Origin of the sequence: Erythrobacter sp. (genome assembly GCF_038133525.1) — a bacterium.
GTDB lineage: Bacteria > Pseudomonadota > Alphaproteobacteria > Sphingomonadales > Sphingomonadaceae > Qipengyuania.
In genome coordinates this window covers 1-23,198 of sequence record NZ_JAYPTL010000039.1, presented here as the reverse complement: position 1 = coordinate 23,198, position 23,198 = coordinate 1, and the positions used below count along the sequence as shown (strand labels likewise).

The window sequence follows — 23,198 nt, the reverse complement described above, 5'->3', positions numbered from 1 at the left end:
GATGAAGGCCAAGCACCAGCGGCTCGTCCTGGTCACCCTCGCACTGGTGGCGATCATCGGTGCGGGCCTGCTCGCCGTTTATGCGCTGCGCAACCAGGCGAGCTATTTCTACCTCCCCGAACAGATGCTGGCGGACCCGCCGCAGCCGGGGCAGGCGGTTCGCCTTGGCGGGATGGTCGAAAAGGGTTCGCTCAAGACCGATCCCGACGGCGTGACGATGCATTTCATGGTCACCGGCAAGGACGATTCGCGGGTACCGGTCCGTTTCAGCGGAATCGCCCCTGACCTATTCGTCGAGGGATCGGGCGTGGTCGCGGAGGGCAAGCTCGGTGCGGACGGGACCTTCGTCGCCGACAATCTGCTCGCCAAGCATGATGAGAACTACGTCCCCAGGGAACTCGAGGGGATGGACGAACACCAGGCCGCCAAGATGGCCGAGGACACAACGGTCGGCCTCAAGTGATTGCAGAACTCGGTCTTGCCGCCCTGTGGCTCGCTGCTGCGCTTGCTGCGCTGCAAATGACGGCGGGCTTTCTTGTCGTGCGCGGCGATGGCCAGGCCGAACTTGCGGCGCTGATCCGTCCGGCCGCAGTGGTGCAGGGTGTGCTGGTGGCGATCGCCTTCGCCATGTTGATCTGGCTGTTCGCGATCACCGACCTTTCGGTAAAGCTGGTTGCGGCCAATTCGCATTCGATGAAGCCGCTGGTGTTCAAGATCGCCGGAGCCTGGGGCAATCACGAAGGTTCGATGCTGTTGTGGGTGACGGTCATGGCGCTGGCGGGTGCGCTCATTGCGCTGGTCGAACGGCGCCTGCCCGAACGTACAATGCAAGCGACGCTCGCCGCGCAAGGCGTTGTGTCGCTGGGATTTTATGCCTTCCTGCTGTTCAGCTCGAACCCGTTCGAGCGCCTGCCGGTTCCAGCTGCGGAAGGGCAGGGGCTCAACCCGCTGTTGCAGGACCTCGGCCTCGCCTTCCACCCGCCCACGCTTTACCTCGGCTATGTCGGGCTGTCGGTGGCTTTCAGCTTTGCCGTGGGCGCGCTGCTGACGCGGCAGGTCACCTCCGAATTTGCGCGGGCAATGCGGCCATGGGTGCTCGGCGCCTGGGTTTTCCTGACCATCGGCATCACCGCCGGTTCCTATTGGGCCTATTACGAGCTCGGCTGGGGCGGCTGGTGGTTCTGGGACCCGGTCGAAAACGCTTCCCTGATGCCCTGGCTCGCAGCAACGGCTCTGCTTCACTCGGCCAGCGTGCTGGCGAGTCGCGATGCGCTGCGTACCTGGACGATCATGCTGGGCGTGGTTGCCTTTTCGATGAGCATGGTTGGCACCTTCCTCGTCCGCTCGGGCATCCTGACCAGCGTCCACGCCTTCGCGGTCGATCCGGAACGCGGCAGCTTCATCCTGGCGCTGCTGGCACTGTACATCGGCGGCGCGCTGCTGCTCTTCGCACTGCGCGCAAGCACGATCAGCGAAGGCGAACGCTTCGCCGTCGCCAGCCGCGAAGGGGCGCTGGTGTTCAACAACGTCATGCTCAGTGCGATCCTGGCGATCGTCCTGCTCGGCACGCTCTATCCGTTGGTAACCGAGGCATTCGACGTGCGGGTCTCGGTCGGGCCGCCCTATTTCAACCCGGTCGGTGCGATATTCGCGGTGCCGATGCTGGTGGTGATGACGGTCGGCCCGCTGCTGCGCTGGCGGCAGGATCGGTTGGAGCGCGTGCGTAACGAGGTTGCACTGGTCGCGGCGCTGGTGCTCGCGACGCTGGTTCTGTTCAGCCTGCTTGCCAGTGTTGCGCTGCTTCCGCTTCTCGGTCTCGCGCTGGGCATCGGGGTTGGCGTCGCCAGCCTCCTGCCGCTGCGCGGACGCAAGCTCACCCTGGTTCCCCTGGCTACCTGGGGCATGGTCGTCGCGCATTTCGGCATCGCCGTGGCGCTGCTCGGCATGGCCAGCGAGAGTGCCTTTTCGACAGAGCGTCTCGCGGCCGTGGAAGTTGGCGAGACAACCACGGTGGGCCCATGGGCGATCACGCTTGAGGGCGTGGAACCGGTTGCCGGACCCAATTGGACCGCGCTCGAAGGGCGCCTCGCCGCGCGCTATGGTGATGGCGAGCCTACCGTCATCGACCCGCAGGCGCGCAGTTTCTGGGCGCCGCCCCAACAGACCACTGAAAGCGCGCTGATCACCCGCTGGAACGGCCAGCTTTATGCGGTGGTCGGCGACCAGGCGCCCGACGGGCGCTGGCAGCTGCGCCTGTGGTGGAAACCCTTTGTAACGCTTATCTGGTTCGGTGGCCTGCTGGTGGCGCTCGGCGGTGTGCTTGCGCTGATTGGCCGCGTGCTGGGCGACCTCAAGCGCCGACACGTGGTCAAACGCATGGCGGAACGGCGCAAGGAACAGGAGGCGCTGTCATGAGCTGGCGCCTGTGGATCCCGTTGCTGCTGTTCTCGGGCTTTCTGGGGCTTGCAGCCTACCAGCTGACGCAGCCCAAGGACGATTTCGTCGAGAGCCGGATGATCGGCCAGCCGCTGCCCTATTTCGACCTGCCACCCGCCGCCGAGGGACTGGTGGGCGCGAAGAATATGGACTTCGCCGACGGCAAGCCGCGTCTGCTCAATGTATGGGCGAGCTGGTGCGTCCCTTGCATCGCCGAGGCTCCGCAGCTTGAGGCGCTCAAGCAATCGGGGGTCGAGATCGTCGGCATCGCCATTCGCGATCGGCCCGAGGACGTCACCCGATTCCTGGGACAATACGGCAATCCCTATGCCGCGGTAGGCCGTGACGACCTGTCGGAGGTGCAGCTGGCGATCGGCTCTTCTGGCGTGCCGGAAACCTTCGTTATCGATGGCAAGGGCATGATCCGTTACCAGCACATCGGCGATATCCGGGTGGATGACGTACCGGTCCTGCTCGCCAAGCTGCAGGAGGCCGCGCAATGATCCGCCGCATCTTCGCCATCCTGATGCTGGTCATGGCGATCCCTCTGGCCGCGCAGGATACCATGCCGCCGGCCCCCTATGCCTATCGCCAGCTCGATGATCCGGCGCAGGAAGCGGCTGCCCAGGAATTGATGGAGACGCTGCGCTGTCTGAAATGCCAGTCGCAATCGATCGCCGATAGCGACGCGCCGATGGCGGGCGACATGCGCCACCAGGTTCGTATCCGCATCGCTGCGGGCGAAGAGCCCGAGGCGATCCGGCTGTGGCTGATGCAGCGCTATGGCGATTACGTCAGCTACAAGCCGGAAGTCAGCGCCAGCACCTGGCCGCTGTTCGCGGTGCCGCTGTTGCTGGCGTTGATCGCGGGCCTGATCCTGCTGCGCCGTTTCAGGGGGCGCGCATGAGCTGGGTGCCGATCCTCGCGCTTGCCGCCCTTACCTTTGGCGGGGCGGTGTTCCTGCTGAAATTGCCGCGCACGGTGTGGATGCTGTTCGCGGCGGGCCTGCTGTTCGGGCTGGCGGGCTATGCATTGCAGGGTTCGCCGGGCCTGCCATCCGCTCCTGCTTCGGGTGCCGTGGAGCTATCGGCCGAGACCGGTGAGCTGTTGGTGCAGGCCAGACGGGAATTCTATCCCGAAGGCCAGCTTCCTTCGCGCTTCGTTGTCACCGCAGACGCTTTTGCCCGAAGGGGCCAGTTCGAACAGTCGGCCAATTTCCTGCGCAATGCGGTGCTGGAGAATCCCAACGACGGTGAAGCCTGGCTGGCGCTGGGCAATGTCCTGGTCGAACACGCCGAAGGCCAGCTGACCGCGGCTGCGCTCTACGCCTTCACCCAGGCGGAGCGCGTCCAGCCCGGCAGCCCCGCGCCTACCTATTTCGTCGGCCTGGCATTCCTTCGGGCAAGGCAGCCGGAACAGACCCGCGCGCTCTGGTCGGAATTGCTGGCACGAACTCCCGAAGATGCGCCGTGGCGGCCTGTATTGGCCGAGCGGCTGGCGAGGCTGGAAGCATTGATGGGAATCTCGCAACCGACCGAGGCAGCGGAAACAGGGCAATAGGCGCCCGGTTGAGTTTTCTTGCGGTGCATGAAGCAGGCTGCTAAGCGCCGCGGCTTGCGCCGGAAGTGGGGCGCAAACGCAGGTTTTTGACGCAATGCGGCAGGACATTCTTATCCCATGAGCGAGGCCACCGTGCCGCAGACAGCCACCCCGAACGACGCGTCGGGTGAGGGTGATCATTCGCATGGCCACGGCCAGGGCACGCGGACCGCATTGGCGATCGGTGCCATCGGGGTCGTGTTCGGCGATATCGGGACCAGCCCGCTCTACGCCTTTCGCGAAACCTTTCTGGGTGAACACAGCCTCGCGATCGACAAGCTGCATATCTACGGTGTTGTCAGCCTGATTTTCTGGTCGATGACGCTGATCGTCTCGATCCAGTACGTCACGCTGTTGATGCGTGCCGACAACAAGGGGCAGGGCGGTACGCTGGCGCTGGTCGCCAAGCTGTCGAGACATATCGGGGCCACCCGATATGGCTGGATCACCGTTCTGCTGGGGGTTTTCGCCACCGCGCTGTTCTATGGCGACAGCATGATTACCCCGGCTATTTCGGTCCTTTCCGCGGTCGAGGGCCTGACCGTAGTCAATTCGGGCCTGGAGCCGCTGGTCATCCCGATCGCGCTGGTGTTGCTGGTCTTCCTGTTCCTGATCCAGAGCCGCGGCACGGCAACGGTCGGCAAGCTCTTTGCGCCGATCATGATCGTCTATTTCACCACCATCGCGGTGCTGGGGACGATCCACATCGTCCAGAACCCCTATATCCTGCAGGCGCTGAACCCGCTCTACGCGGTGCAGTTCTTCGTCGCCGATGGCTGGACCGCCTTCCTCGCGCTTGGCTCGGTCGTTCTGGCAGTGACCGGTTCGGAAGCGCTCTATTCGGACATGGGCCATTTCGGGCGCGGGCCGATGCGCCTTTCGTGGTTCGGTTTCGTTATGCCCTGCCTGCTGCTGAACTATTTCGGCCAGGGTGCGATGATCGCGGCGATGGACCCGGCCGAGACCTTCGAGGCGATGAAGAGCCCGTTCTTCAACATGGCGCCAGAGGAACTGCGCCTGCCGCTGGTGTTCCTAGCTACCGCGGCGACCTTCATTGCCAGCCAGGCGGTGATCAGCGGCGCCTTCTCGATCACCCACCAGGCGATCCAGCTCGGCTTCATTCCGCGCCTGTCGACCGCGCACACCAGTGCCAGCGAACGTGGGCAGATCTACATCCCCTTCATCAACAATGCGCTGATGGTCTCGGTCATCCTGCTGGTGCTGATGTTCCAGAACTCGAGCAACCTCGCGGCCGCCTATGGCATCGCGGTGACGGGTGCGATGTTCATCGATACGCTGCTGATGGGTGTGCTGCTGTTCGCAGTATGGAAGTGGCGCTGGTGGCTGGCGCTGCCGGTGCTGTTGCTGTTCATATTCGTCGACGGGGCCTATTTCGCCGCGAACCTGCCCAAGGTTCCCGATGGCGGCTGGTTCCCGCTGGTCGTGGGCCTGATCGCCTTCACGCTGCTCACCACCTGGTCACGCGGGCGCAAGCTGATGCGCGACCGCATGAGCGAAGTCGCATTGCCGATCGAGATCTTCGCCAAGAGCGCCAAGAACAGCGCCACGCGGGTTCCCGGCACTGCGATCTTCATGGCCAGCCAGACCGCCGGTGTGCCCAGCGCGCTGCTGCACAACATCAAGCACAACAAGGTGCTGCATGAACGCGTGGTGATCCTCACCGTGCAGATCGCCGAAGTGCCCTATGTCGATCCCGACAACCGCTGCGAGATCCACGATCTGGGTGACGGGTTCTTCCGTGGGGTCCTGCATTATGGCTTCATGGAAGAAACCGACGTGCCCCAGGGCCTCAAGCAGATGAAACGCTGCGGCGGCGATTTCGACATGATGCACACCAGCTTCTTCCTCAGCCGTCAGACCCTGCTGCCCAGCGCGAAGCCCGGAATGCCGATCTGGCGCGAGAAGGTGTTCGCCTGGATGCTGCGCAACGCGGCGACCGCGATGGACTTCTTCAACCTCCCGACCAATCGCGTGGTCGAACTGGGCAGCCAGGTGGAGATTTAGGGCGGGACTGGCGTCGCTGAATCGTCCGCTATCGATACGATTGCGGTCGTTGGCTAAGCCTCGTCCTCCCTGGCGAAGCGCACTTCAACGTTCGTGAAATGCTCTTCATCTCCAAAGCCCGCTCCAAGATCGTATAGGTACAGAGTGACGGGACAGGGTAGGCTTTCTGCCCACTTCACCGCTTTGGACACTGATGCCGCTTCGAGCGCTTCATAATCCACTGTAACCATAGGATCGCTTTCAGGAGCTTTATCGGCATCCTTACACGAGTTGTCATGCTCGGTGGCTTCTACAATCGCGTTTACTTCCCGCCATCGATATGGCCGAGTTCGTTTGTCGATAATATTCCAGAGCATCGCCGACAGTTACTTGTTCAGGATGACTACGGCAACGTCCGCTTTCGACCCAATCTCAGACATATACCTCAAGCGGTCGCCCGCTAGGCCGTCATCGCCTCGGCTTCATCCTCCAGCGCCAGCCCGTGTTTCGGCCGCATCGGGGGTTGGACGCAGTTCGAGTGCGCTAGTCACTGTGTCGATCAAGGGGGCGAGCGCGGCAAAGGCAGCCTCTTGCGAGGCTTCGAAGCGGTCGTCGCCAAACTCCTGGTACTCGATCCCGACATGGTGGAACGCCTCCACACCGAGATAGCGTGAGGCCGTTCGAACATGCGGGGTCAGGCTGTCTCGCCCTTCGTTGGGTTCTCCAGGGGCGAAGCCGAATTCGCCGCAGGATGTGAGCAGGATTAGCATCTTGCCTGAAAATACCGGTTCGAGCGGTGCATCGCCGCGGGCGAGGTCGAAGGTGAAGGTCTTGTCGACTCTCACGACCTGGTCGAACCACGCCTTGAGCGCGGCCGGCATGCCGTAATTGTACATCGGCGTTGCCATGAGGATAATGTCGGCGCTGGCGACCTCGGCAACCAGTTCATCGGAAAGCGCCAGAAGTTGCTCCTGATCGGGGGTGCGCTCCTTTGCGAAAGCCGCCGCAATCCAATCTTCGGTGATGATCGGAGGCGGGTTCCTGCCGACGTCGCGCAGGACGATCTCGTCCTGTGGGCGCCGCTCAAGCCAGTCCTGAATGAAGCTGTCGGCCAGTGCCCGGGTAAGCGAACGCGAGGTCCGCGCGCTCGCATCGATGCGTAGCAGTCTGGTCATTCTCGCAAGTCTCCTGAGGCGGTCTCTTTCCCCGGACACAGATCTTGGCGTTGCCATCATGGATGAAGGGATTTCCCAAATCGAATTTGATGACGCCATTCTCCGCACTCGGTACCATCGCTGAATAGGAGGCTTGCGTGGATGCTGGCAAAAGGTCAGAGTTCAATCATGCATGAGTAAAATTCATTCAAGGAGTGAGCCTTGAACCTCTCTTCGATTTCACTTCCGGCGCTACGGTCGTTCGATGCGGCGGCGCGTAGGGGCAGCTTCAAGGATGCGGCAGCGGAATTGGGGGTCACGCCGACCGCAGTCTCGCACCAGATTCGTTCGCTCGAGGATCAGCTCGGTGTCGCGCTGTTCTTGCGTGGGACCCGCAATATCACCCTGACGAATGAAGGCAGCCGCCTTGCCGCGGCCACCGCAAGGGGTTTCCGCGAGATCTACGATGCGCTGGGCGACCTGCGTGACGTCTCATCGCGCCTGACAATCGCCACCACTCCAGCTTTCGCCGCACTGTGGCTGGTCCCGCGCCTGGCCGATTTCGAGGCGAAGCATCCCGCCACGAGCGTCCATGTCGAGACCTCCACCGAAATGCTCGATCTCCACCGCGACCGACGGGTCGATGTCGCCATTCGCTATGGGACGGGCGAGTATCCCGGGCTCGTGGTCACACCTGTAGCGGACGAGTCGTTTGGAGCCTTCGTTCATCCGGACCAGATTTGGACCACTTAGGGCCTAGACGATATAACACTGATCTAAACGCGATGGAGGGAGCCGTCCCTCAAGCAAGTCGGATGGGATGATTGGCTGAAAGCGCAGCAGCTCGACCCTGCAAGCTTCACCAACCGGCGCAGCTTCGATCAAGAGCAGCATTCAATTCAGGCCGCGCTGGCAGGGCAGGGCATGGTCATTGCGAGCAGCCTGCTGGTTGCGGACATGCTCGACCGGGGTTGGCTCGCGCAATATCGACCTGAGGCGCGAATTCGCGGTTTGCGCTATACGGCAGTTGCTCTGGCCGGGCATTCGGACACCCGCAAGGTTCGCCAGTTCCTGGCGTGGCTCACGGCGCAGGCGAGCAACTAGGCTACGCCGGGCATTTGCGTCATGCGGTTGGCGGTTCGTCCGTCATAACCTCGGCCTCATCCTCCAGCGCCAGCCCGTGCTTCAGCAACATCGGGATCTGGGTGAAAGTGAACAGGAAGCTCAGTGGCATGAACACCCACAGCTTGGCCCAGAGCCAGCTTTCGAAACTCAGTTGCAGGCGCAGGACCTCGTTGAGGCCGGCGAGGACGAAGAAGAAGAATCCCCAGTTGCGTGAAAGCTTGAGCCAGCCTTCACGGTCGACGCCCTCGAATGCCGCCTCGAGCAGGACCTGAAGCAGCGCCTTGCCGCGCAGCCACCCGCCAACCAGCAGCACGCCGAACAGCAGGTAGATCGCGGTCGGCTTGATCTGGATGAAGCGTTCGTCCTGCAGCCAGATGGTCAGCCCGCCAAACCCAACGATCAGTGCGGTCGAGAGCAGCAGCATCGGCGAGACATGGCCGAATTTCAGCTTGCTGAAGACCAGCGCAAAGACAGCCGCAATCATGAAGGCGATCGTCCCGTAGATCACCGCCGCGATCTCGCCGAAAGTCGAATCCGCGGGCGGCTGGTAGAACTTGTAGACGCCCAGGAAGACCAGCAGCGGGCCATAATCGACGAGGATATTGAGCCAGCCGGACTTCGGCCTGGGCTTTGCTGCCTGGGTATCTGCCATCACGCCACTCCCGCGATCACGCGTGCGACCAGGTCAGGGTCGAAGGGGCGCAGGTCGTCGATCTTCTCGCCCACGCCGATCGCGTGGATCGGCAGGCCGTATTGTTCTGCCGCCTGCACCAGTACGCCACCGCGCGCAGTGCCGTCGAGCTTGGTCATGACCAGGCCGGTGACGCCCGCGACTTCCTTGAACACGTCGATCTGGGCGAGGGCGTTCTGGCCGTTGGTGGCATCGAGCACCAACACCACGTCATGTGGCGCCTCGGGATTGAGGCGGCCGAGGACTTTCCGGATCTTGGCCAGTTCGTCCATCAGCTCGCGCTTGTTCTGCAGGCGCCCGGCGGTGTCGACGATCAATACGTCGGTTCCGACCTCCGTTGCCTGCTTGACCGCGTCGAACACGATGCTCGCCGGATCGCCGCCTTCGGGCCCGCGCACGATCGGCACGCCGACGCGTTCGGCCCAGGTCGCGAGCTGGCCGATCGCTGCCGCACGGAAAGTGTCACCCGCGGCCAGCATCACGCGATAATCGTCTTCCTGGAACAGGTGCGCCAGCTTGGCGATGGTGGTGGTCTTGCCGCTGCCGTTGACGCCGATCACCAGCAGCACCTGCGGGCGCGGGAAGGCGGTGATCTCGAGTGGCTTGGCGACCGGGCGCAGGATCGCGGCGATTTCCTCCGCGACGGCTTCCTTGAGTTCCTTCTCGCTGATTTCCAGCCCAAAGCGCTTCTCGCGCAGCTTTTCGCGAATGCGCGCGGCCGCGCTGGGGCCGAGGTCCGAGAGGATCAGCGCATCCTCGACATCGTCGAGCGTTGCGTCGTCGAGCCGCGCCTTGCTGACCACCTCGGTGAGGTTGCTGGTCAGCTTCTCTGATGTCTTGCGGAAGCCGCCGAACAGGCGTTCGGTCCAGCTCGGTTTGTCACTCATTGCAGCAGGCCATTCTCATGCTTGGTTGGCGTCACGGTGAGGATGTCACCGGGCCTTGTGCCCAGTGGCAGGGCAACGCGGGCGAAGTTCGGGGTGTAGCCGGTCCCGTCGCGCTCGGCGAGGACGCTTTGGGGCTTATCGACCAGCGACGCCAGCCACTCGTCGCGAACATGTGTGGTGGCTGCGCGGAGTTCGGCGGCACGGCGCCTGATCTCCTCGCGCTCAAGCTGCGGCATGCGCGCAGCAGGTGTGCCGGGGCGGGGTGAATAGGGGAAGATGTGGCCATGGACGATCCGCAGCTCGCGGATGATCGACAGGTTGGCCGCGTGGTGTTGCTCGGTCTCGGTCGGGAAGCCTGCAATAAGATCCGCGCCCACTACGAGATCGGGGCGACGGTCTACAAGACGCTCTACAAGCTCTACCGCATCGCGCCGCAGGTGCCGCCGCTTCATCCGCTTGAGGATGAGGTCGTGCCCGTGCTGTAGCGAGAGATGCAGATGCGGCATCAGCCGCTCTTCGCTGGCGAAGAGCTCGAACAGCAGCGGATCGATCTCAACCCCGTCGAGCGAGGACATGCGCAGCCGGGCCAGTTCCGGGAAAGTCGAAAGCACTGCGCACACCAGCTCGCCGAGCGGTGGTGTGTCGGGCAGGTCGTGCCCCCAGCTGGTTACATCGACGCCGGTCAGCACCACTTCGGGCGCGCCGTGGGCGACGTGGCGCTCCACCTCGCCCAGCACTTGCGCGATGGTCAGCGACCGGCTCGGTCCGCGGCCCTGCGGAATGACGCAGAAGGTGCAGGCATGGTCGCAGCCGTTCTGGACGGCAATGAAGGCCCTAGTGCGATCTTGCGGCTTGGGTGGGGTGTCCGCGGGAACGTTCCAAGCCCGGGGATCGAGCTTGGCCGTGTTGGCGATCAATCCATCGACCTCCGGCATGGCGGCGATCTGGTCGCGCACGACCTCTGCCGCACAGCCGGTCACTAGCAGGCGTGCCGCGGGATGGGCGCGCCGTGCGCGGCGAATGGCTTGCCGGGTCTGGCGCACCGCCTCGGACGTGACCGCGCAGCTGTTGACGACAATCAGGTCCTGTTCCTGCGCCAACATGGCGCGGATCTGTTCGCTCTCCGATATATTGAGTCGGCAGCCGAGCGAAATGACCTGCGTGCCGCTCAAGCGAAGTCGTCCCATTCGAAGCTGCCGCGATAGGATTCGGTGGCAGGGCCGGTCATGCGGATACGATTGTCGTCGCCCCAGGCAATCGTCAGGTCGCCCCCAGGGAGAGTGACAGTCACTTCGCGCTCCACAAGCCCGCGGCGCATGGCGTGGACGGCGGTGGCGCAGGCCCCGGTTCCGCAGGCGCGGGTCAGGCCTGCACCGCGTTCCCATACGCGCAGGCGGACGTGGCGGCGATCCACGATAGTCGCAACATTGACGTTGACGCGTTCGGGAAACAGCGGATCATGCTCGATCTCCGGCCCGAGCACGTCGAGCGGGACTGCATCAGTGTCTTCCGCGAAGAAAACCACATGCGGATTGCCAACATTGACCGCGCCGGGGCGATCGAGATCGCCCCAGCCGACGGGCATGAGGGCGGTGTCCATACCATAGGCCAGCGGGATCGCGTCCCAATCGAAGCGCGGCTCGCCCATGTCGACCGTCGCGCCGTGTCCCTGCGGCTCGACCGTGATGGCGCCACCCGAGGTTTCGACGGTGGCAGGCGAGCCGTGCAACAGAGCGACCGCGCGGCTGGCGTTGCCGCATGCCTCAACCTCACCGCCGTCGGCATTGAATATCCGCATCCGGAAATCGGCGGTTTTGCTCGGCTCGAGCAGGATCAACTGGTCGCAACCGATCCCCGTCTTGCGATCGGCAATGGCGCGCGCGAATGCGTTGCCGATCGAGGGCAAGGCATGGGCGCGGGCGTCGAGCACGACAAAGTCGTTACCCAGCCCATGCATCTTGGTGAAATCAACGCGCATCGGGATGCGCATCTATGCACTGGCGGGCGCAGCGTCCAGTGTCGACGAGCTAGCTGGCTTTGACCCCGCTACCCCTGCGTTCGCCGCGCGAACCAAAATCGACTTCGGTCACATTGTCGGATGACGGCTTTGCGAGCAGGTCGTGTTTCTCAAGCCGGGCGAGAACCTGGTCTGCCGGTTCCGGGCGGCCATAGTGATATCCCTGGCCCTTGAGCTTGCCCATGCGCCGCAGCGCATCGAGCACCTTCTCGTTCTCCACGCCTTCCGCGGTGATCGGTAGCTTGAGCCCGTCGCCCATCGATATGATCGCATCGACCAACTTGCCGTTATGCTCGTCTTCCTTGAGCTCGGAAATGAAGCTGCGATCGATCTTGAGTCGGTCGAAAGGCAGGCTGCGAAGCTGCGACAGGCTGGAGTATCCAGTGCCGAAATCGTCCAGGCTGACATGTACGCCCTGGTTGCGCAGCGATGTGATCATCGAACGAACCATGCCGATGTTTTCGTGCAGGCAGCTTTCGGTGATCTCGATGTCGAGACGGTGCGCCGGGAAATTGTGCTTCACCAGCAGCTTGAGCAGTTTCTGGGCGAACCAGGGATCGCGCATCTGCACCGGCGAGATATTCACCGACAGCGTCAGGTCGGGATCCCATTGCTTGGCGTCCTCGAATGCCTGGGCGATAAGCTTCTCGCTCATCTCCCCGATCACTCCGATTTCCTCCGCGATGGGGATGAATATATCGGGGCCGACCACGCCCATCTCCGGCGATTCCCAGCGTGCGAGCATTTCGAACCCGGTCAGCCGGTTGGTTTCCAGGTCGATTTGCTGCTCGTAATAGGGGCGGAACTCTCCCAGCGCGATCCCGCGGCGGATCCCCGCTTCGAGCTCATTGCGGAAGCGAAGTTCGTTCTCCATCGGTGGTTCGAACCAGTAGAAGCGGTTCTTGCCCTGCTTTTTCGCATGATACATGGCGATGTCCGCCTTGTGCATCAGCTTCTGCGCAGAAACCAATCCTAGTCCGGTCTGGTCAAGCTGGATGCTCGACGCGATCCCGATCGACATGGTGACGTCGATTGATACGCCCTCATATTGGACGGGTTTGGCGACAACATCAGTCAATTGCGCGGCCAGCTGGTCGATCCGCTCGGGCACCTGCGTGTGGTAGGGAACGACACAGACGAATTCGTCGCCACCGAGGCGCGAAAGTAGGCCGCCTTCCGGCAGGAGCTTGAGAATTCGCGCGGCAGTGGTGCGCAATATTTCGTCACCTGCTTGGTGGCCGTTGAGATCGTTGACCTGTTTGAAATTGTCGAGGTCGACGGCGATAGCCGCCAATGCGCGATCGCCACCGGGGCAGCTGGCCAGCATTTCGCCGAGGGCGGTGGTGAAGCTGCGTCGATTGTGGCAGCCGGTCAGGTGGTCGATATCGGCAAGGCGGCGTGCTTCTTCTTCCGATTTACGCCGCTGAACCAGTTCTGTGTTCAACGCCTTATAGCGGTTCCAGCCCAACAGGATCAGGGCGATATTGAGTAGGAGTGCATTGGTCAGCGCCAGGTCAGGCGAAGGGGAATTTCCGGTCCAACTGCGGACAAGTGTTGGCAATGCCACGCCGGCCGTACCGACAAACAGAATAATGGCTGCCAGGGCGATGCCGAGCGTAACAAGATCATGCTGGCCGCGATGCAATAGGCTGCGCGATCCAGTTCCATGTCCGCTACCCTGAAATGTGGTCCCTCCGGCCAATCGAGCCCCCTGGTTTCGATACCCCTGCGTGATTAGGCCTGTTGAGCTAAAAAGCGGTTAACCTGCCGGGGCTGGCCAGCCGGGATCGTGCGGGCTAGGTCGCAGTCAGACAAACCCCGGGAATCAAACGGAGTAATTTCAGGATGCGTTATTGGCTGATGAAGTCGGAACCCGACGTCTACGGATGGGACGACCTCGTCGCGGAAGGCGAAGGCACCTGGGACGGAGTGCGCAACTACAGGGCGCGCAATAATCTTGCTGCGATGGAAGTTGGCGATCTGGCCTTCTTCTATCACTCGAATATCGGTCTCGAGATCGTCGGCATCGCGAAGATCAGCGTGAGTGGCATAGGTGATCCCACCGACGACACCGGCAAATGGGCGGCGGTAAAGGTCAAGCCCGTGGAAAAGCTGCCGCATCCCGTTACGCTCAAGGCGATCAAGGCTGAACCGCGGCTCGCCGATTGCGAGCTGATCAAGCTGTCACGCCTCTCGGTGGCCGAAATTCGGCCAGACGAATGGGCCGTGATCCGCGAGATGGGAGGGCTTTGAAGCCCTAGCGATTGCGCAGGCCTGAAACGGTTGCGCCACTTGCTGCCAGCTGCTCGATGTCGATTGTGCAATGGATCAGGCGCAGGCCCTTTAGGTTCTGCGCTTCGAGGAGGGCAGCCTTGAATTCCTCCGTGGTCCCGGCGCGGGCGGACCAGCCTCCATATGCCGCACCCAGCGCCGCAAAATCGGGGTTGGCAAGACGAGTGCCGCTGATGCGTTCCTCGCCTGGGAATTCACGTTCCTGGTGCATCCGGATCGTGCCGTAGGCGCCATTGTCGACGACGATAACGATTAGGTCGGCGCCATGTTGAACAGCGGTGGCCAGTTCCTGCCCGTTCATGAGGAAATCACCGTCACCCGCCACGGCCACGACCGTGCGGTCGCGGTGGCGCAAGGCGGCGGCAACTGCGGCCGGAACGCCATAGCCCATGGCGCCGCAAGTGGGGGCAAGCTGGCTCGGGAATCCGGCATACCGCCAATAGCGGTGCCACCAGCCGGCGAAGTTCCCGGCGCCGTTGCAGACGATGCTATCGGGGGGCAGCGTTTCGCGCATGAATGCGACCGCTTGCCCCATGTCGAGCGGGTGGCCGTTTGGTTGGGGGGTGGCCCATGCCTCCCATTCGGCATGCGCTTCGGCGCCGGCGTCGAAGGACAAGACATCACCTTCGTCCCACAGCGCCGCACTTTCGGCGAATTCGTCCATGCCAGCGCATATCGCGAGGTCTGCCGGGTAAACCCGGTTAAGCTCATTGGCATCGGGGTGGACGTGGATCAGCTTGCGTTCCTTGGCGGTCAGTGGCGGGACAGTGTAGCCATCGGTGGTCGCCTCACCCAGCCGTGCGCCCACCGCCAGGATCAAGTCGGCGTTCTTTACCCGCTCGACGAGCTTGGGATTGGGACCATAGCCCAGGTTGCCCGCATAGACCGGGCTCGAAGGCTCAATGGCATCCTGCCGCCGGAAAGCCGTCGCGACAGGGATACCCAGGCGTTCGGCGAAAAGCTGGAAGTGCGCGCGCGCCTTGGCGTTCCAACCTGCACCGCCAATGATTGCGATGGGTGCCGCGGCATCGCCGATCAGCGCCATCATCGCCTGGATCGCGTCGGGGCAGGGAGCCTGGGCGGGGCGCTCGACGCGCGGGCGCGGCGTTGCGTCCGTGGCGCGGCTCAGCATGTCTTCCGGCAAGGCGAGAACCACAGGACCGGGGCGTCCCGAGATCGCCGTGGCATAGGCACGTGCGACATATTCGGGAATCCGGTCGGCAGAATCGATCCGCGCGGCCCATTTCGCCACAGGACCGAAGAACGCAGAGAAATCGACTTCCTGAAAGCCCTCGCGGTCGCGCATCTCGCTGTCCACGTCGCCGACGAAGAGGATCATCGGCTGCGAATCCTGCATAGCCACGTGTACGCCGATGCTGGCATTGGTCGCGCCGGGGCCGCGGGTGACAAAGGCCACCCCGGGGCGCCCGGTCATTGCACCATCGGCGCAGGCCATGAAGGCTACGCCGCCTTCCTGGCGACAGGTCACGACCTCGATCGCATCCTGTTGCCCAAGACCGTCGAGCACCTGGAGAAAGCTCTCACCGGGCACGGTGAAGACACGGTCGCAACCCTGTTCGATAAGACAGTCGACGAGCAGCCGCGCAGCGGCGGGAGTGGCAGGTGCTTTCATGGCCTGCGCGACTAGCTTGCGATGCGGGGGCGTGCAATCGTGGATATCCGGGCGTCGCTTCCGTTGGGCAGTACCAGGACGGGACAGTCGCGAGTCAACGGGATACCAATCCCTTAAAAAAGCGTTAACTCCACAACATGCGACGCTCACTTGTCTTGACCACCGAGTCGGCCCGTCACTGGTTGCGGATGATGCTGCCTTCCCGCAGAGCTGCATTTGCAGACCTTCCGGCCAGCGCACCGGTCGATTGGAAACTGACCGCTAGCGATATCCGCGGGGTTGCGACGACCTACTTCGCTACCTTTGCCGCAGTGCTCGCCTTCATCGCCTGACGTTTAGGTCAGCGGCGTGGCAGCATTGTCTTCCGCGCGATGCAGGCGGCCGCCCAGCCATGCCGAGAACAGGCACATGGCGGCGCACATCAGGACCTGTTCGACAATCGGGATTCCCGCGGCGCTCAGCCCAGTAGCCAGCAGCGATCCGATCACCATAGCTCCCGAATTGACGATATTGTTGGCCGCGATGGTTCGCGATGCCTTTTCCGGAGCTACCCGGGTCGTCAGGAAAGCATAGAGCGGGACGACGAACATGCCTCCGGCAATGGCAACGCCCAGCAGGCAGAGCAGCAGGACGGCTGCCATGGGCCAGGAAACGAAGTCTGCCACACCGAGCAGCTCCGTTGGCGCGTCGGCCTGCCACAGTTTGCACACGAAATAGAAGGCCAGGACAAAGAAGGCCATCATCAGCACCGACCGAGCGGCGTAGCGGGCGGAAACCGAACCCTTGAGCAATCGATTCACGGCAACCGAGCCGACCGCTACGCCCACTGAGAATACCACCAGGAACAGGCTGGCGACCTCTTTTGACGCCATCAGCACGTTCTTCGCCAAGGGTGGGAACTGGATGAACAGGACGGCGCCGATGGTCCAGAAGAAGCTGATCGCAAGGATCGCATAATAGACTTCGGCATTGTGCATCGTGTCCCGCACCAGCCGGACCGAGGCGCGCAGTATATGCCAGTCGAGCTTTTCCGGCTGGCCCTGCGGGGGTGCCGCGGGAACCTGCAGGCTGACGATCCACCCGATCACAGCGGTGACAACGATCCCGACCGCCGCAACCTCGACGGGGATCCAGCCCGCCAGAATGGTTCCGGCAAGGATCGCGACATAGGTCCCAGCTTCGACCCAGCCGGTCCCTGCCAATACTTCATCGCGCCGTAGGTGTTGGGGCAGGATGGCGTATTTGATCGGTCCAAAGAAGGTCGAATGGACCCCCATGGCAAAGAGCGCGACCAGCAACAGCGGGATGGCGAATCTGTCGACCGCAATGCCCTTCCAGGCCAGGGTCAGCCCGACCGCGCCGACGAACATGATCAGGATCTCGCAGAATTTGACGATGCGGATGATCCGCGCCTTGTCGCGCATATCGGCAAGCTGGCCGGCCAGCGCCGAAAGGATGAAGAAGGGCAGGATGAACAAGCCCGATGCCAGCGCGCTGAAGGCCGCTTCGGTGCTTTCGTCGCTATACACCTGATAAACGACGAACAGGACCATCGCGGTCTTGTAGAGGTTGTCGTTGAAGGCATTGAACAGCTGCGTGATGAACAGCGGCAGGAAACGCCTCGAACGCAGCAAATCGGTACTGGTATTCATGTCCCCCCGGGGCACAGCCTCGTCTCGCCCCCTGTGTAGAGCTATCACGTTCGCGGACAAGGACATTCGGTGACTTTTGCGATGGGCCGACTGGCGCTAGACAGGGTAGCGATGTTGACCCTGCCCAATATCCTCACGTTGTCGCGGATCGTTGCGATACCCCTGCTGGCCTTCCTTCTATGGTGGCCGGGATGGGAGCAGGGCTACCTCGCCGCCTTCGCGCTTTATTGCGCCATGGGCATCACCGACTACTTCGACGGCTATCTTGCGCGGTCGAGCGGTACGGTTTCGAAGCTCGGCATTTTCCTCGACCCCATTGCCGACAAGATCATGGTGGCGGCGGTCATCCTGGTGCTGGCGGCGCAGAATGTCTTGCGGGGGCCCTATGTCGGCGACGCCCACGTTATCGCGGGCCTGATCATCCTGATGCGCGAGATTGCCGTGTCGGGTCTCCGCGAATTCCTGGGTCCTTTGCAGGTCTCGGTACCGGTCAGCCGCCTGGCCAAATGGAAGACAACATTCCAGATGGTTGCGCTCGGCTCGCTGATCCTGGGCGAGGGCTTGCCGCGCTGGACCATGACAGTCGGCGATATCGCTGCGAATGTGCCGCATACGGTTGGCCTGACCACGCTCTGGGCCGCCGCCGCGCTCACGGTGATCACTGGTTGGGATTACCTGCGGGTCGGCCTCAAGCACATGGACTAGTCTCGACCGCCCAGCGGTGAGTCGACGATTTATAAAGGATTTGCGGTCAGAAGCGGGCACATGAGTGCTTCGCTCCACCTGTTCCTATCCGCGCTTCTCAAGGTCGGCGCCTTTGCCTTCATCCTCAATGAAGTGCGTGGGCTCGTGCTGGCGGCACCGGTGATTTACGGGCTCTACCTCTCCGGCGGCACTCCGATGGCGATCTACATTGCGGCCTGTTCGCTGGGCGGCATTGCGCTGAGCGTGATTGTTCCGATCATCGCGGTGAAGAAGGCCGACCGCTTCCTCAAGGCGCGCATGTCCGCCTGATTCTGTCGAAGCCCGCCTGCGGCGTTCACCCGGCGCGCAGTTCCTTTGCCAGCAGTTCGAAATCATCCCGGCGCGGCGAATTCTTGCGCCAGATCAGGGCGATCTCGCGCGTTGCGCTCTTGCTCTTGAGCGGGCGGGCGACGACGTCGGTGCCGTTCAAGATGCCTGCATCGACCGCCATCTTCGGCAGCATGGTAAGACCCAGACCATTGTCGACCATCTGCACCAGCGTGTGCAGGCTGGTGCCGATCATGGTCGCCGAAGCGCGCAGTTCGGGGCGATTGCAGGCCGCCAGCGCGTGTTCCTTGAGGCAGTGCCCGTCCTCAAGCAGCAACAGGCGCCCTTCGTCGATCATGCTTGGCGGGATCACTTCGGGCGGATCGCGCGGATCGTTCTTGGGAAATGCGACGTAAAGGTCGTCGTCCGAAATATGCGCCTTCTCCACCTCGCCGGTGGCGAAGGGAAGGGCGAGCAATACGCAATCGACCCGGCCATGCTGAAGCGATTCGACCGCATCGTGGCTGGTCTCCTCGCGCAGGAACAGCTGCAGATCGGGGCGCTCCTTGCGCAGGCGCGGAAGGAAACGCGGCAGCAGGAAAGGCGCGATCGTCGGGATCACGCTCATCCGCAACTGCCCCGCCAGCGGCTTGCCCGCGGCCTGGACCAGGTCGGCCAGCTCCTCTGCCTCGCGCAGAATGCGGTGCGCCTTCTCGACCACCTGGTTACCCAGCGCCGTGAAACGGACCACGCGGCGACTGCGTTCGACCAGGGTGATGCCCAACAGCGATTCGAGCTCGCGAATGCCCGCCGACAGGGTCGACTGCGAAACGAAGCTCGCCTCGGCAGCGCGGCCGAAGTGACCATGTTCGTGCAATGCGACGAGGTATTGCAGCTGCTTCAGGGTGGGGAGGTAGGTACTCACTCCGCTGCTTGCGCCTCCAGCATGCCTGCACGGACTTCATCGACGTGGGTCATCAGCAGGCGGCCGTTCTTGACTGCGAAGGCCAGCTTGCCTTCGACCAGTTCGAGGGCGTCCTTGCCAAACACCTCATAGCGCCAACCTTCGAGCAGCGGCAGGTTGCGCACGCCGGCGGCCAGGGCTTCCATCTCGTCGGCGCGTGTCAGCAGCCGGGCTGCAACGTCGATTTCACGGGCGCGGATCTTGAGCAGCAGCTTGAGCAGGTCGGCGACCAGCGCGCCTTCCTTGCCTAGCGGTGCACCGGGCTTGCTCTTTTCCGGCATCTCTTCCTTCGGCAGCGGCTCGGCCTTTTCAAGTATCTTCATAAGACGCTTGCCGATGTCGTTGTCTTTCCAAGCATTCGACAGGCCGCGGACCTTTGTCAGGTCGGCCTGTTTCTTGGGCGGGTGGCTGGCGATATCGGCCAGCGTTTCGTCCCGCATGATCCGTCCGCGCGGAATGTTCTTGTGCTGCGCTTCGCTCTCGCGCCAGGCGGCAAGCGCCTTCAACCGGCCCAGCACTGACGGATTCCGTCCCGGCTGGCGAATGCGCCGCCAGGCGAGGCCGGCATCGTTGGCGTAGTTGCCGGGGTCGGCGAGTTTTTCCATCTCTGCATCGAGCCAGGCACCGCGCCCGGTCTTGATCAGCTTGCGCAGGATCTTGGGAAAGATTTCCGACAGGTGCGTCACGTCGCCGATGGCATATTCGATCTGCCGGTCGGTCAGCGGGCGGCGGCTCCAGTCGGTGAAGCGCGCACCCTTGTCGATCGTCAGGCCCAGCCAGCTTTCGACGAGGTTGGCATAGCCGATCTGTTCGGACTGGCTGATCGCCATCATCGCGATCTGCGTATCGAAGATCGGATGCGGGGTCTTGCCGGTGAAATTATAGACAATTTCGACGTCCTGCCCGCCCGCATGGAAGACCTTGAGCACATCCTCATTGTTGCACATCAGGTCCCACAGCGGGGCGAGATCGATCCCATCGGCCAGCGGGTCGATTGCCGCAGCCTCTTCCTCATTGGCGATTTGCACCAGGCACAGTTCGGGCCAATAGGTGTTCTCGCGCATGAATTCGGTGTCGACCGTGACGAAATCGCTTTTCGCCAGCCGCTCGCACAGGTCGGCGAGGGCCTCGGTCGTGGTAATCAGGTCGTGTATCTTCATCGTATCTTTTCTGTCTGTCGGGCGGAGTGCCGCCCCCGGGCCACGGGAGACCCAATTCCTGCAGTGCCTCCCAAGCTTGACAAAAAGCCGGGCTTGCCCTGTTAGCGCGCGCGATTCCTGCTAGAGGAGCGCTCGCGCCGCGCCCCTAGCGCCATAGCTCCGAAAATGGAAAGATTTTAGATGCACGCCTATCGTACCCACAACTGTGCCGCGCTGACCAAGGCAGATGTCGGCGAAACCGTCCGCCTGTCGGGCTGGGTGCACAATAAGCGCGATCATGGCGGCGTGCTGTTTGTCGACCTGCGTGACCACTATGGAATCACCCAGATCGTGGCCGACAGCGACAGCGAGGCGCTTCCTGTCCTCGAAAAGCTGAAGCTGGAATCGGTCGTCACGATCGATGGCACGGTCAAGGCACGCGCCGATGTGGCGGTGAACCCGAATCTGCCGACCGGCGAGATCGAAGTCTTCGCCCGCGGCGTGACGGTGCAAAGTCGCGCGGACGACCTTCCGTTGATCGTGAACTCGGCCGAGGACTATCCGGAGGAAACGCGCCTCAAGTACCGCTTTGTCGACCTGCGTCGCGAGCGCGTGCATGCGAATATCATGCTGCGCAGCAAGGTTATTTCCAGCCTGCGCCGCCGGATGCAGGATCAGGGCTTCACCGAATTCCAGACTCCTATTCTCGGTGCGTCGAGCCCCGAAGGTGCGCGTGACTACCTCGTGCCCAGTCGCCTCCACCCGGGTCGCTTCTATGCGCTCCCGCAGGCGCCGCAGATGTTCAAACAGCTGCTGATGGTCGCCGGATTCGACCGCTATTTCCAGATCGCACCCTGTTTCCGCGACGAAGACCTGCGTGCCGACCGTTCGCCGGAATTCTACCAGCTCGATTTCGAGATGAGCTTCGTCACGCAGGAAGACGTGTTTCAGGCGATCGAGCCGGTGCTGGCAGGCGTGTTCAAGGAATTTGCGAACGGCAAGACCGTGACCCCTGCGGGCACGTTCCCGCGCATTCCCTATGCGGAGTCGATGCTCAAATACGGCACCGACAAGCCTGACCTGCGCAATCCGCTGGTGATCAGCGATGTGACCGATCATTTCACCACTTCGGGCTTTGGCCTCTTCGAGAAAATCGTTGGTTCGGGCGGTCGCGTCCGCGTCGTCCCCGCACCCAACACGCATGAGAAGAGCCGCAAGTTCTTCGACGACATGAACGACTGGGCGCGCCGCGAAGGCTTTGCTGGCCTTGGCTATGTCACGCGCAAGGGTGGCGAGTTTGGTGGCCCGATTGCCAAGAACCACGGCACCGAAGGCATGGAGAAGCTCTATGCCGAACTGGGCCTGGGCGAAAACGACGGGCTTTTCTTTGCAGCGGGCAAGGAAAAGGACGCTGCGAAGCTGGCAGGCGCCGCGCGCACCCGCGTGGCCGAGGAACTTGGTCTGATCGAGGAAGGCTGCTTCAAGTTTTGCTGGATCGTCGACTTCCCGATGTTCGAATACGACGAAGAGCAGAAAAAGGTCGACTTCAGCCACAACCCCTTCTCGATGCCGCAGGGCGAGATGGAAGCACTGGAGACGCAGGATCCGCTGACTATCAAGGCCTGGCAATACGACATTGTCTGCAACGGCTACGAACTGAGCTCCGGCGCGATCCGGAACCATCGCCCGGACATCATGTACAAGGCGTTCGAAATCGCCGGCTATTCCAAGGAATCGGTCGACGAGAATTTCTCGGGCATGATCGAGGCGTTCAAGCTCGGCGCACCGCCGCACGGCGGTTCGGCCCCGGGTATCGACCGTATCGTCATGCTGCTGGCCGACGAGCCGAATATCCGCGAGGTGATTGCCTTCCCGCTCAACCAGAAGGCGCAGGACCTGATGATGGGCGCGCCCAGCCAGGTCGAGCCGCGCCAGCTGCGCGATGTGCACATTCGTACCGTCGAAGCCCCCAAGACTGCCTGAGGTCGTGGGGGCGGGGCATTGGGTGCCCGCCGCAATTGACGCTACCCATCGTCCGGCTTAGCCTTGGCGCCTGCGGGCCGACCCGCTGCGTCCAGGGTTTCGATCGAATGGCCACAGTCGACTGCTCCAGAAATGTGCGCGCATTGCGGCGCGCCTTTCACGCTGTGCTCGGCGCGGGCGTGGCCGTAGGTCTTGCGGTGCCATCGCAAGCCCAGCTGAGCGGCCTGTTGAACCGGATACCCTCGCCGACGGCCCCTGAAACCACCACCGATGGCTGCCCCAAGGGCAAGTCGCGCAGCAGGGGTTCGACGATTGCCGGCGGAATTCTCGGCTCGCTGGCGGGCGATGCGGCCACGCGGGCAGGCGTCAATTACGGTTTTGTGCCGATCGAAGGCCTGACCGATCAGTTGACTGCGGCGATCGCCTGTAAGCTCGATCCAGAGGAGCAGAAACAGGCCGCCCAGGCAACGCTCGACGCGACGCGCGGGGAAGGTGAAGCGGCAGAGGTCGCAGTCGGTTCCTCCGCGTCCTGGACCTCGCAGACGCGTGAAGACGTGTCGGGCACCTCGACCGTGGTCGGTCGCAACGATCACGAGGCGGCGGGCCTGCAA

General features: G+C 62.8%; 22 protein-coding genes and 2 pseudogenes. 13 read left to right on the top strand and 11 right to left on the bottom strand.

Translation table 11 applies throughout. From position 1 onward, the window contains the following. The first annotated feature begins 1 nt into the window (after position 1). The 6 genes from ccmE (at position 2) to AAFM29_RS11270 (ending at position 6,060) form a co-directional block, all read left to right on the top strand. Positions 2–463 (top strand): cytochrome c maturation protein CcmE, encoded by a 462-nt coding sequence (gene ccmE, locus AAFM29_RS11295; protein WP_341712913.1) that lies wholly within the window; start codon positions 2–4, stop codon positions 461–463. Continuing rightward, positions 460–2,415, top strand: a complete 1,956-nt coding sequence (locus tag AAFM29_RS11290) for a heme lyase CcmF/NrfE family subunit (RefSeq protein WP_341712901.1) — start codon at positions 460–462, stop codon at positions 2,413–2,415. Before ccmE ends, AAFM29_RS11290 begins: the two co-directional genes overlap by 4 nt. Beyond that, positions 2,412–2,939 carry a DsbE family thiol:disulfide interchange protein gene (locus AAFM29_RS11285; protein WP_341712900.1) on the top strand — a complete coding sequence of 176 codons (528 nt, stop codon included), beginning with the start codon at positions 2,412–2,414 and terminating at the stop codon, positions 2,937–2,939. Before AAFM29_RS11290 ends, AAFM29_RS11285 begins: the two co-directional genes overlap by 4 nt. Next, positions 2,936–3,343, top strand: a complete 408-nt coding sequence (locus tag AAFM29_RS11280; RefSeq protein WP_341712899.1) for a cytochrome c-type biogenesis protein — start codon at positions 2,936–2,938, stop codon at positions 3,341–3,343. The genes AAFM29_RS11285 and AAFM29_RS11280 overlap by 4 nt, the downstream gene beginning before the upstream one ends. After that, positions 3,340–3,996, top strand: coding sequence for a cytochrome C biosynthesis protein (locus tag AAFM29_RS11275; protein ID WP_341712898.1), 657 nt, complete (start codon positions 3,340–3,342; stop codon positions 3,994–3,996). Before AAFM29_RS11280 ends, AAFM29_RS11275 begins: the two co-directional genes overlap by 4 nt. Before the next feature lie 117 nt (positions 3,997–4,113). Beyond that, the gene (locus AAFM29_RS11270) at positions 4,114–6,060 is read left to right on the top strand and encodes a potassium transporter Kup (RefSeq protein ID WP_341712897.1); all 1,947 of its coding nucleotides are present in this window, start codon (positions 4,114–4,116) and stop codon (positions 6,058–6,060) included. Positions 6,061–6,113: 53 nt separating this feature from the next. Here the strand turns inward: AAFM29_RS11270 and AAFM29_RS11265 are convergent, their stop codons facing one another. Together AAFM29_RS11265 and AAFM29_RS11260 are read right to left on the bottom strand one after the other, a co-directional pair. Further along, positions 6,114–6,416 (bottom strand): hypothetical protein, encoded by a 303-nt coding sequence (locus AAFM29_RS11265; protein WP_341712896.1) that lies wholly within the window; start codon positions 6,414–6,416, stop codon positions 6,114–6,116. A 105-nt stretch (positions 6,417–6,521) separates the two neighbouring features. Then, on the bottom strand, positions 6,522–7,214 hold the full coding sequence (locus AAFM29_RS11260) for an NAD(P)H-dependent oxidoreductase (protein WP_341712895.1): 693 nt from the start codon (positions 7,212–7,214) through the stop codon (positions 6,522–6,524). A 201-nt stretch (positions 7,215–7,415) separates the two neighbouring features. Between AAFM29_RS11260 and AAFM29_RS11255 the strand changes: the two are divergent. Further along, positions 7,416–8,297 (top strand): annotated as a pseudogene (locus AAFM29_RS11255) (LysR substrate-binding domain-containing protein). A 19-nt stretch (positions 8,298–8,316) separates the two neighbouring features. On the opposite strand, the gene AAFM29_RS11250 reads toward AAFM29_RS11255, so the two are convergent. From AAFM29_RS11250 to AAFM29_RS11230, 5 genes are read right to left on the bottom strand one after another with little or no spacing between them, the layout of a single operon-like run. Beyond that, positions 8,317–8,970, bottom strand: a complete 654-nt coding sequence (locus AAFM29_RS11250; protein ID WP_341712894.1) for an inner membrane-spanning protein YciB — start codon at positions 8,968–8,970, stop codon at positions 8,317–8,319. Next, positions 8,970–9,896 carry a signal recognition particle-docking protein FtsY gene (ftsY, locus tag AAFM29_RS11245; protein WP_173213978.1) on the bottom strand — a complete coding sequence of 309 codons (927 nt, stop codon included), beginning with the start codon at positions 9,894–9,896 and terminating at the stop codon, positions 8,970–8,972. Before ftsY ends, AAFM29_RS11250 begins: the two co-directional genes overlap by 1 nt. Continuing rightward, entirely contained in the window at positions 9,893–11,068 is a 1,176-nt protein-coding gene (locus AAFM29_RS11240) for a MiaB/RimO family radical SAM methylthiotransferase (RefSeq protein ID WP_341712893.1), read from the bottom strand. Before AAFM29_RS11240 ends, ftsY begins: the two co-directional genes overlap by 4 nt. Then, positions 11,065–11,874: a diaminopimelate epimerase gene (gene dapF, locus AAFM29_RS11235; protein WP_341712892.1), complete on the bottom strand. Its 810-nt coding sequence runs from the start codon at positions 11,872–11,874 to the stop codon at positions 11,065–11,067. The genes AAFM29_RS11240 and dapF overlap by 4 nt, the downstream gene beginning before the upstream one ends. Before the next feature lie 49 nt (positions 11,875–11,923). Continuing rightward, on the bottom strand, positions 11,924–13,558 hold the full coding sequence (locus AAFM29_RS11230) for an EAL domain-containing protein (RefSeq protein WP_341712891.1): 1,635 nt from the start codon (positions 13,556–13,558) through the stop codon (positions 11,924–11,926). 200 nt (positions 13,559–13,758) lie between these two features. On the opposite strand from AAFM29_RS11230, the gene AAFM29_RS11225 reads away from it, so the two are divergent. After that, on the top strand, positions 13,759–14,166 hold the full coding sequence (locus tag AAFM29_RS11225; protein ID WP_341712890.1) for an EVE domain-containing protein: 408 nt from the start codon (positions 13,759–13,761) through the stop codon (positions 14,164–14,166). 4 nt (positions 14,167–14,170) lie between these two features. On the opposite strand, the gene AAFM29_RS11220 is transcribed toward AAFM29_RS11225, so the two are convergent. Continuing rightward, complete coding sequence (locus AAFM29_RS11220) at positions 14,171–15,838, bottom strand: thiamine pyrophosphate-binding protein (protein ID WP_341712889.1); 1,668 nt, start codon at positions 15,836–15,838, stop codon at positions 14,171–14,173. Between the two features lie 155 nt (positions 15,839–15,993). Here AAFM29_RS11220 and AAFM29_RS11215 point away from each other — a divergent pair, with 155 nt between their 5' ends. Next, positions 15,994–16,170, top strand: coding sequence for a hypothetical protein (locus tag AAFM29_RS11215; RefSeq protein WP_341712888.1), 177 nt, complete (start codon positions 15,994–15,996; stop codon positions 16,168–16,170). Between the two features lie 3 nt (positions 16,171–16,173). On the opposite strand, the gene AAFM29_RS11210 is transcribed toward AAFM29_RS11215, so the two are convergent. Further along, complete coding sequence (locus AAFM29_RS11210; RefSeq protein ID WP_341712887.1) at positions 16,174–17,490, bottom strand: MFS transporter; 1,317 nt, start codon at positions 17,488–17,490, stop codon at positions 16,174–16,176. Positions 17,491–17,601: 111 nt separating this feature from the next. Here AAFM29_RS11210 and pgsA point away from each other — a divergent pair, with 111 nt between their 5' ends. Together pgsA and AAFM29_RS11200 are read left to right on the top strand one after the other, a co-directional pair. Beyond that, entirely contained in the window at positions 17,602–18,195 is a 594-nt protein-coding gene (pgsA, locus tag AAFM29_RS11205; RefSeq protein ID WP_341712912.1) for a CDP-diacylglycerol--glycerol-3-phosphate 3-phosphatidyltransferase, read from the top strand. 60 nt (positions 18,196–18,255) lie between these two features. Next, entirely contained in the window at positions 18,256–18,504 is a 249-nt protein-coding gene (locus AAFM29_RS11200; RefSeq protein WP_341712886.1) for a hypothetical protein, read from the top strand. A gap of 25 nt (positions 18,505–18,529) precedes the next feature. Here AAFM29_RS11200 and AAFM29_RS11195 read toward each other — a convergent pair whose 3' ends face one another. Together AAFM29_RS11195 and rnd are read right to left on the bottom strand one after the other, a co-directional pair. Next, positions 18,530–19,426 carry a hydrogen peroxide-inducible genes activator gene (locus tag AAFM29_RS11195; RefSeq protein WP_341712885.1) on the bottom strand — a complete coding sequence of 299 codons (897 nt, stop codon included), beginning with the start codon at positions 19,424–19,426 and terminating at the stop codon, positions 18,530–18,532. Then, positions 19,423–20,625, bottom strand: a complete 1,203-nt coding sequence (rnd, locus tag AAFM29_RS11190; RefSeq protein WP_341712884.1) for a ribonuclease D — start codon at positions 20,623–20,625, stop codon at positions 19,423–19,425. The genes AAFM29_RS11195 and rnd overlap by 4 nt, the downstream gene beginning before the upstream one ends. Before the next feature lie 180 nt (positions 20,626–20,805). Between rnd and aspS the strand changes: the two genes are divergently transcribed. Next, positions 20,806–22,587 (top strand): aspartate--tRNA ligase, encoded by a 1,782-nt coding sequence (aspS, locus tag AAFM29_RS11185; RefSeq protein ID WP_341712883.1) that lies wholly within the window; start codon positions 20,806–20,808, stop codon positions 22,585–22,587. Positions 22,588–22,766: 179 nt separating this feature from the next. After that, a pseudogene (locus AAFM29_RS11180) lies at positions 22,767–23,198 on the top strand (hypothetical protein); the annotation flags it as partial.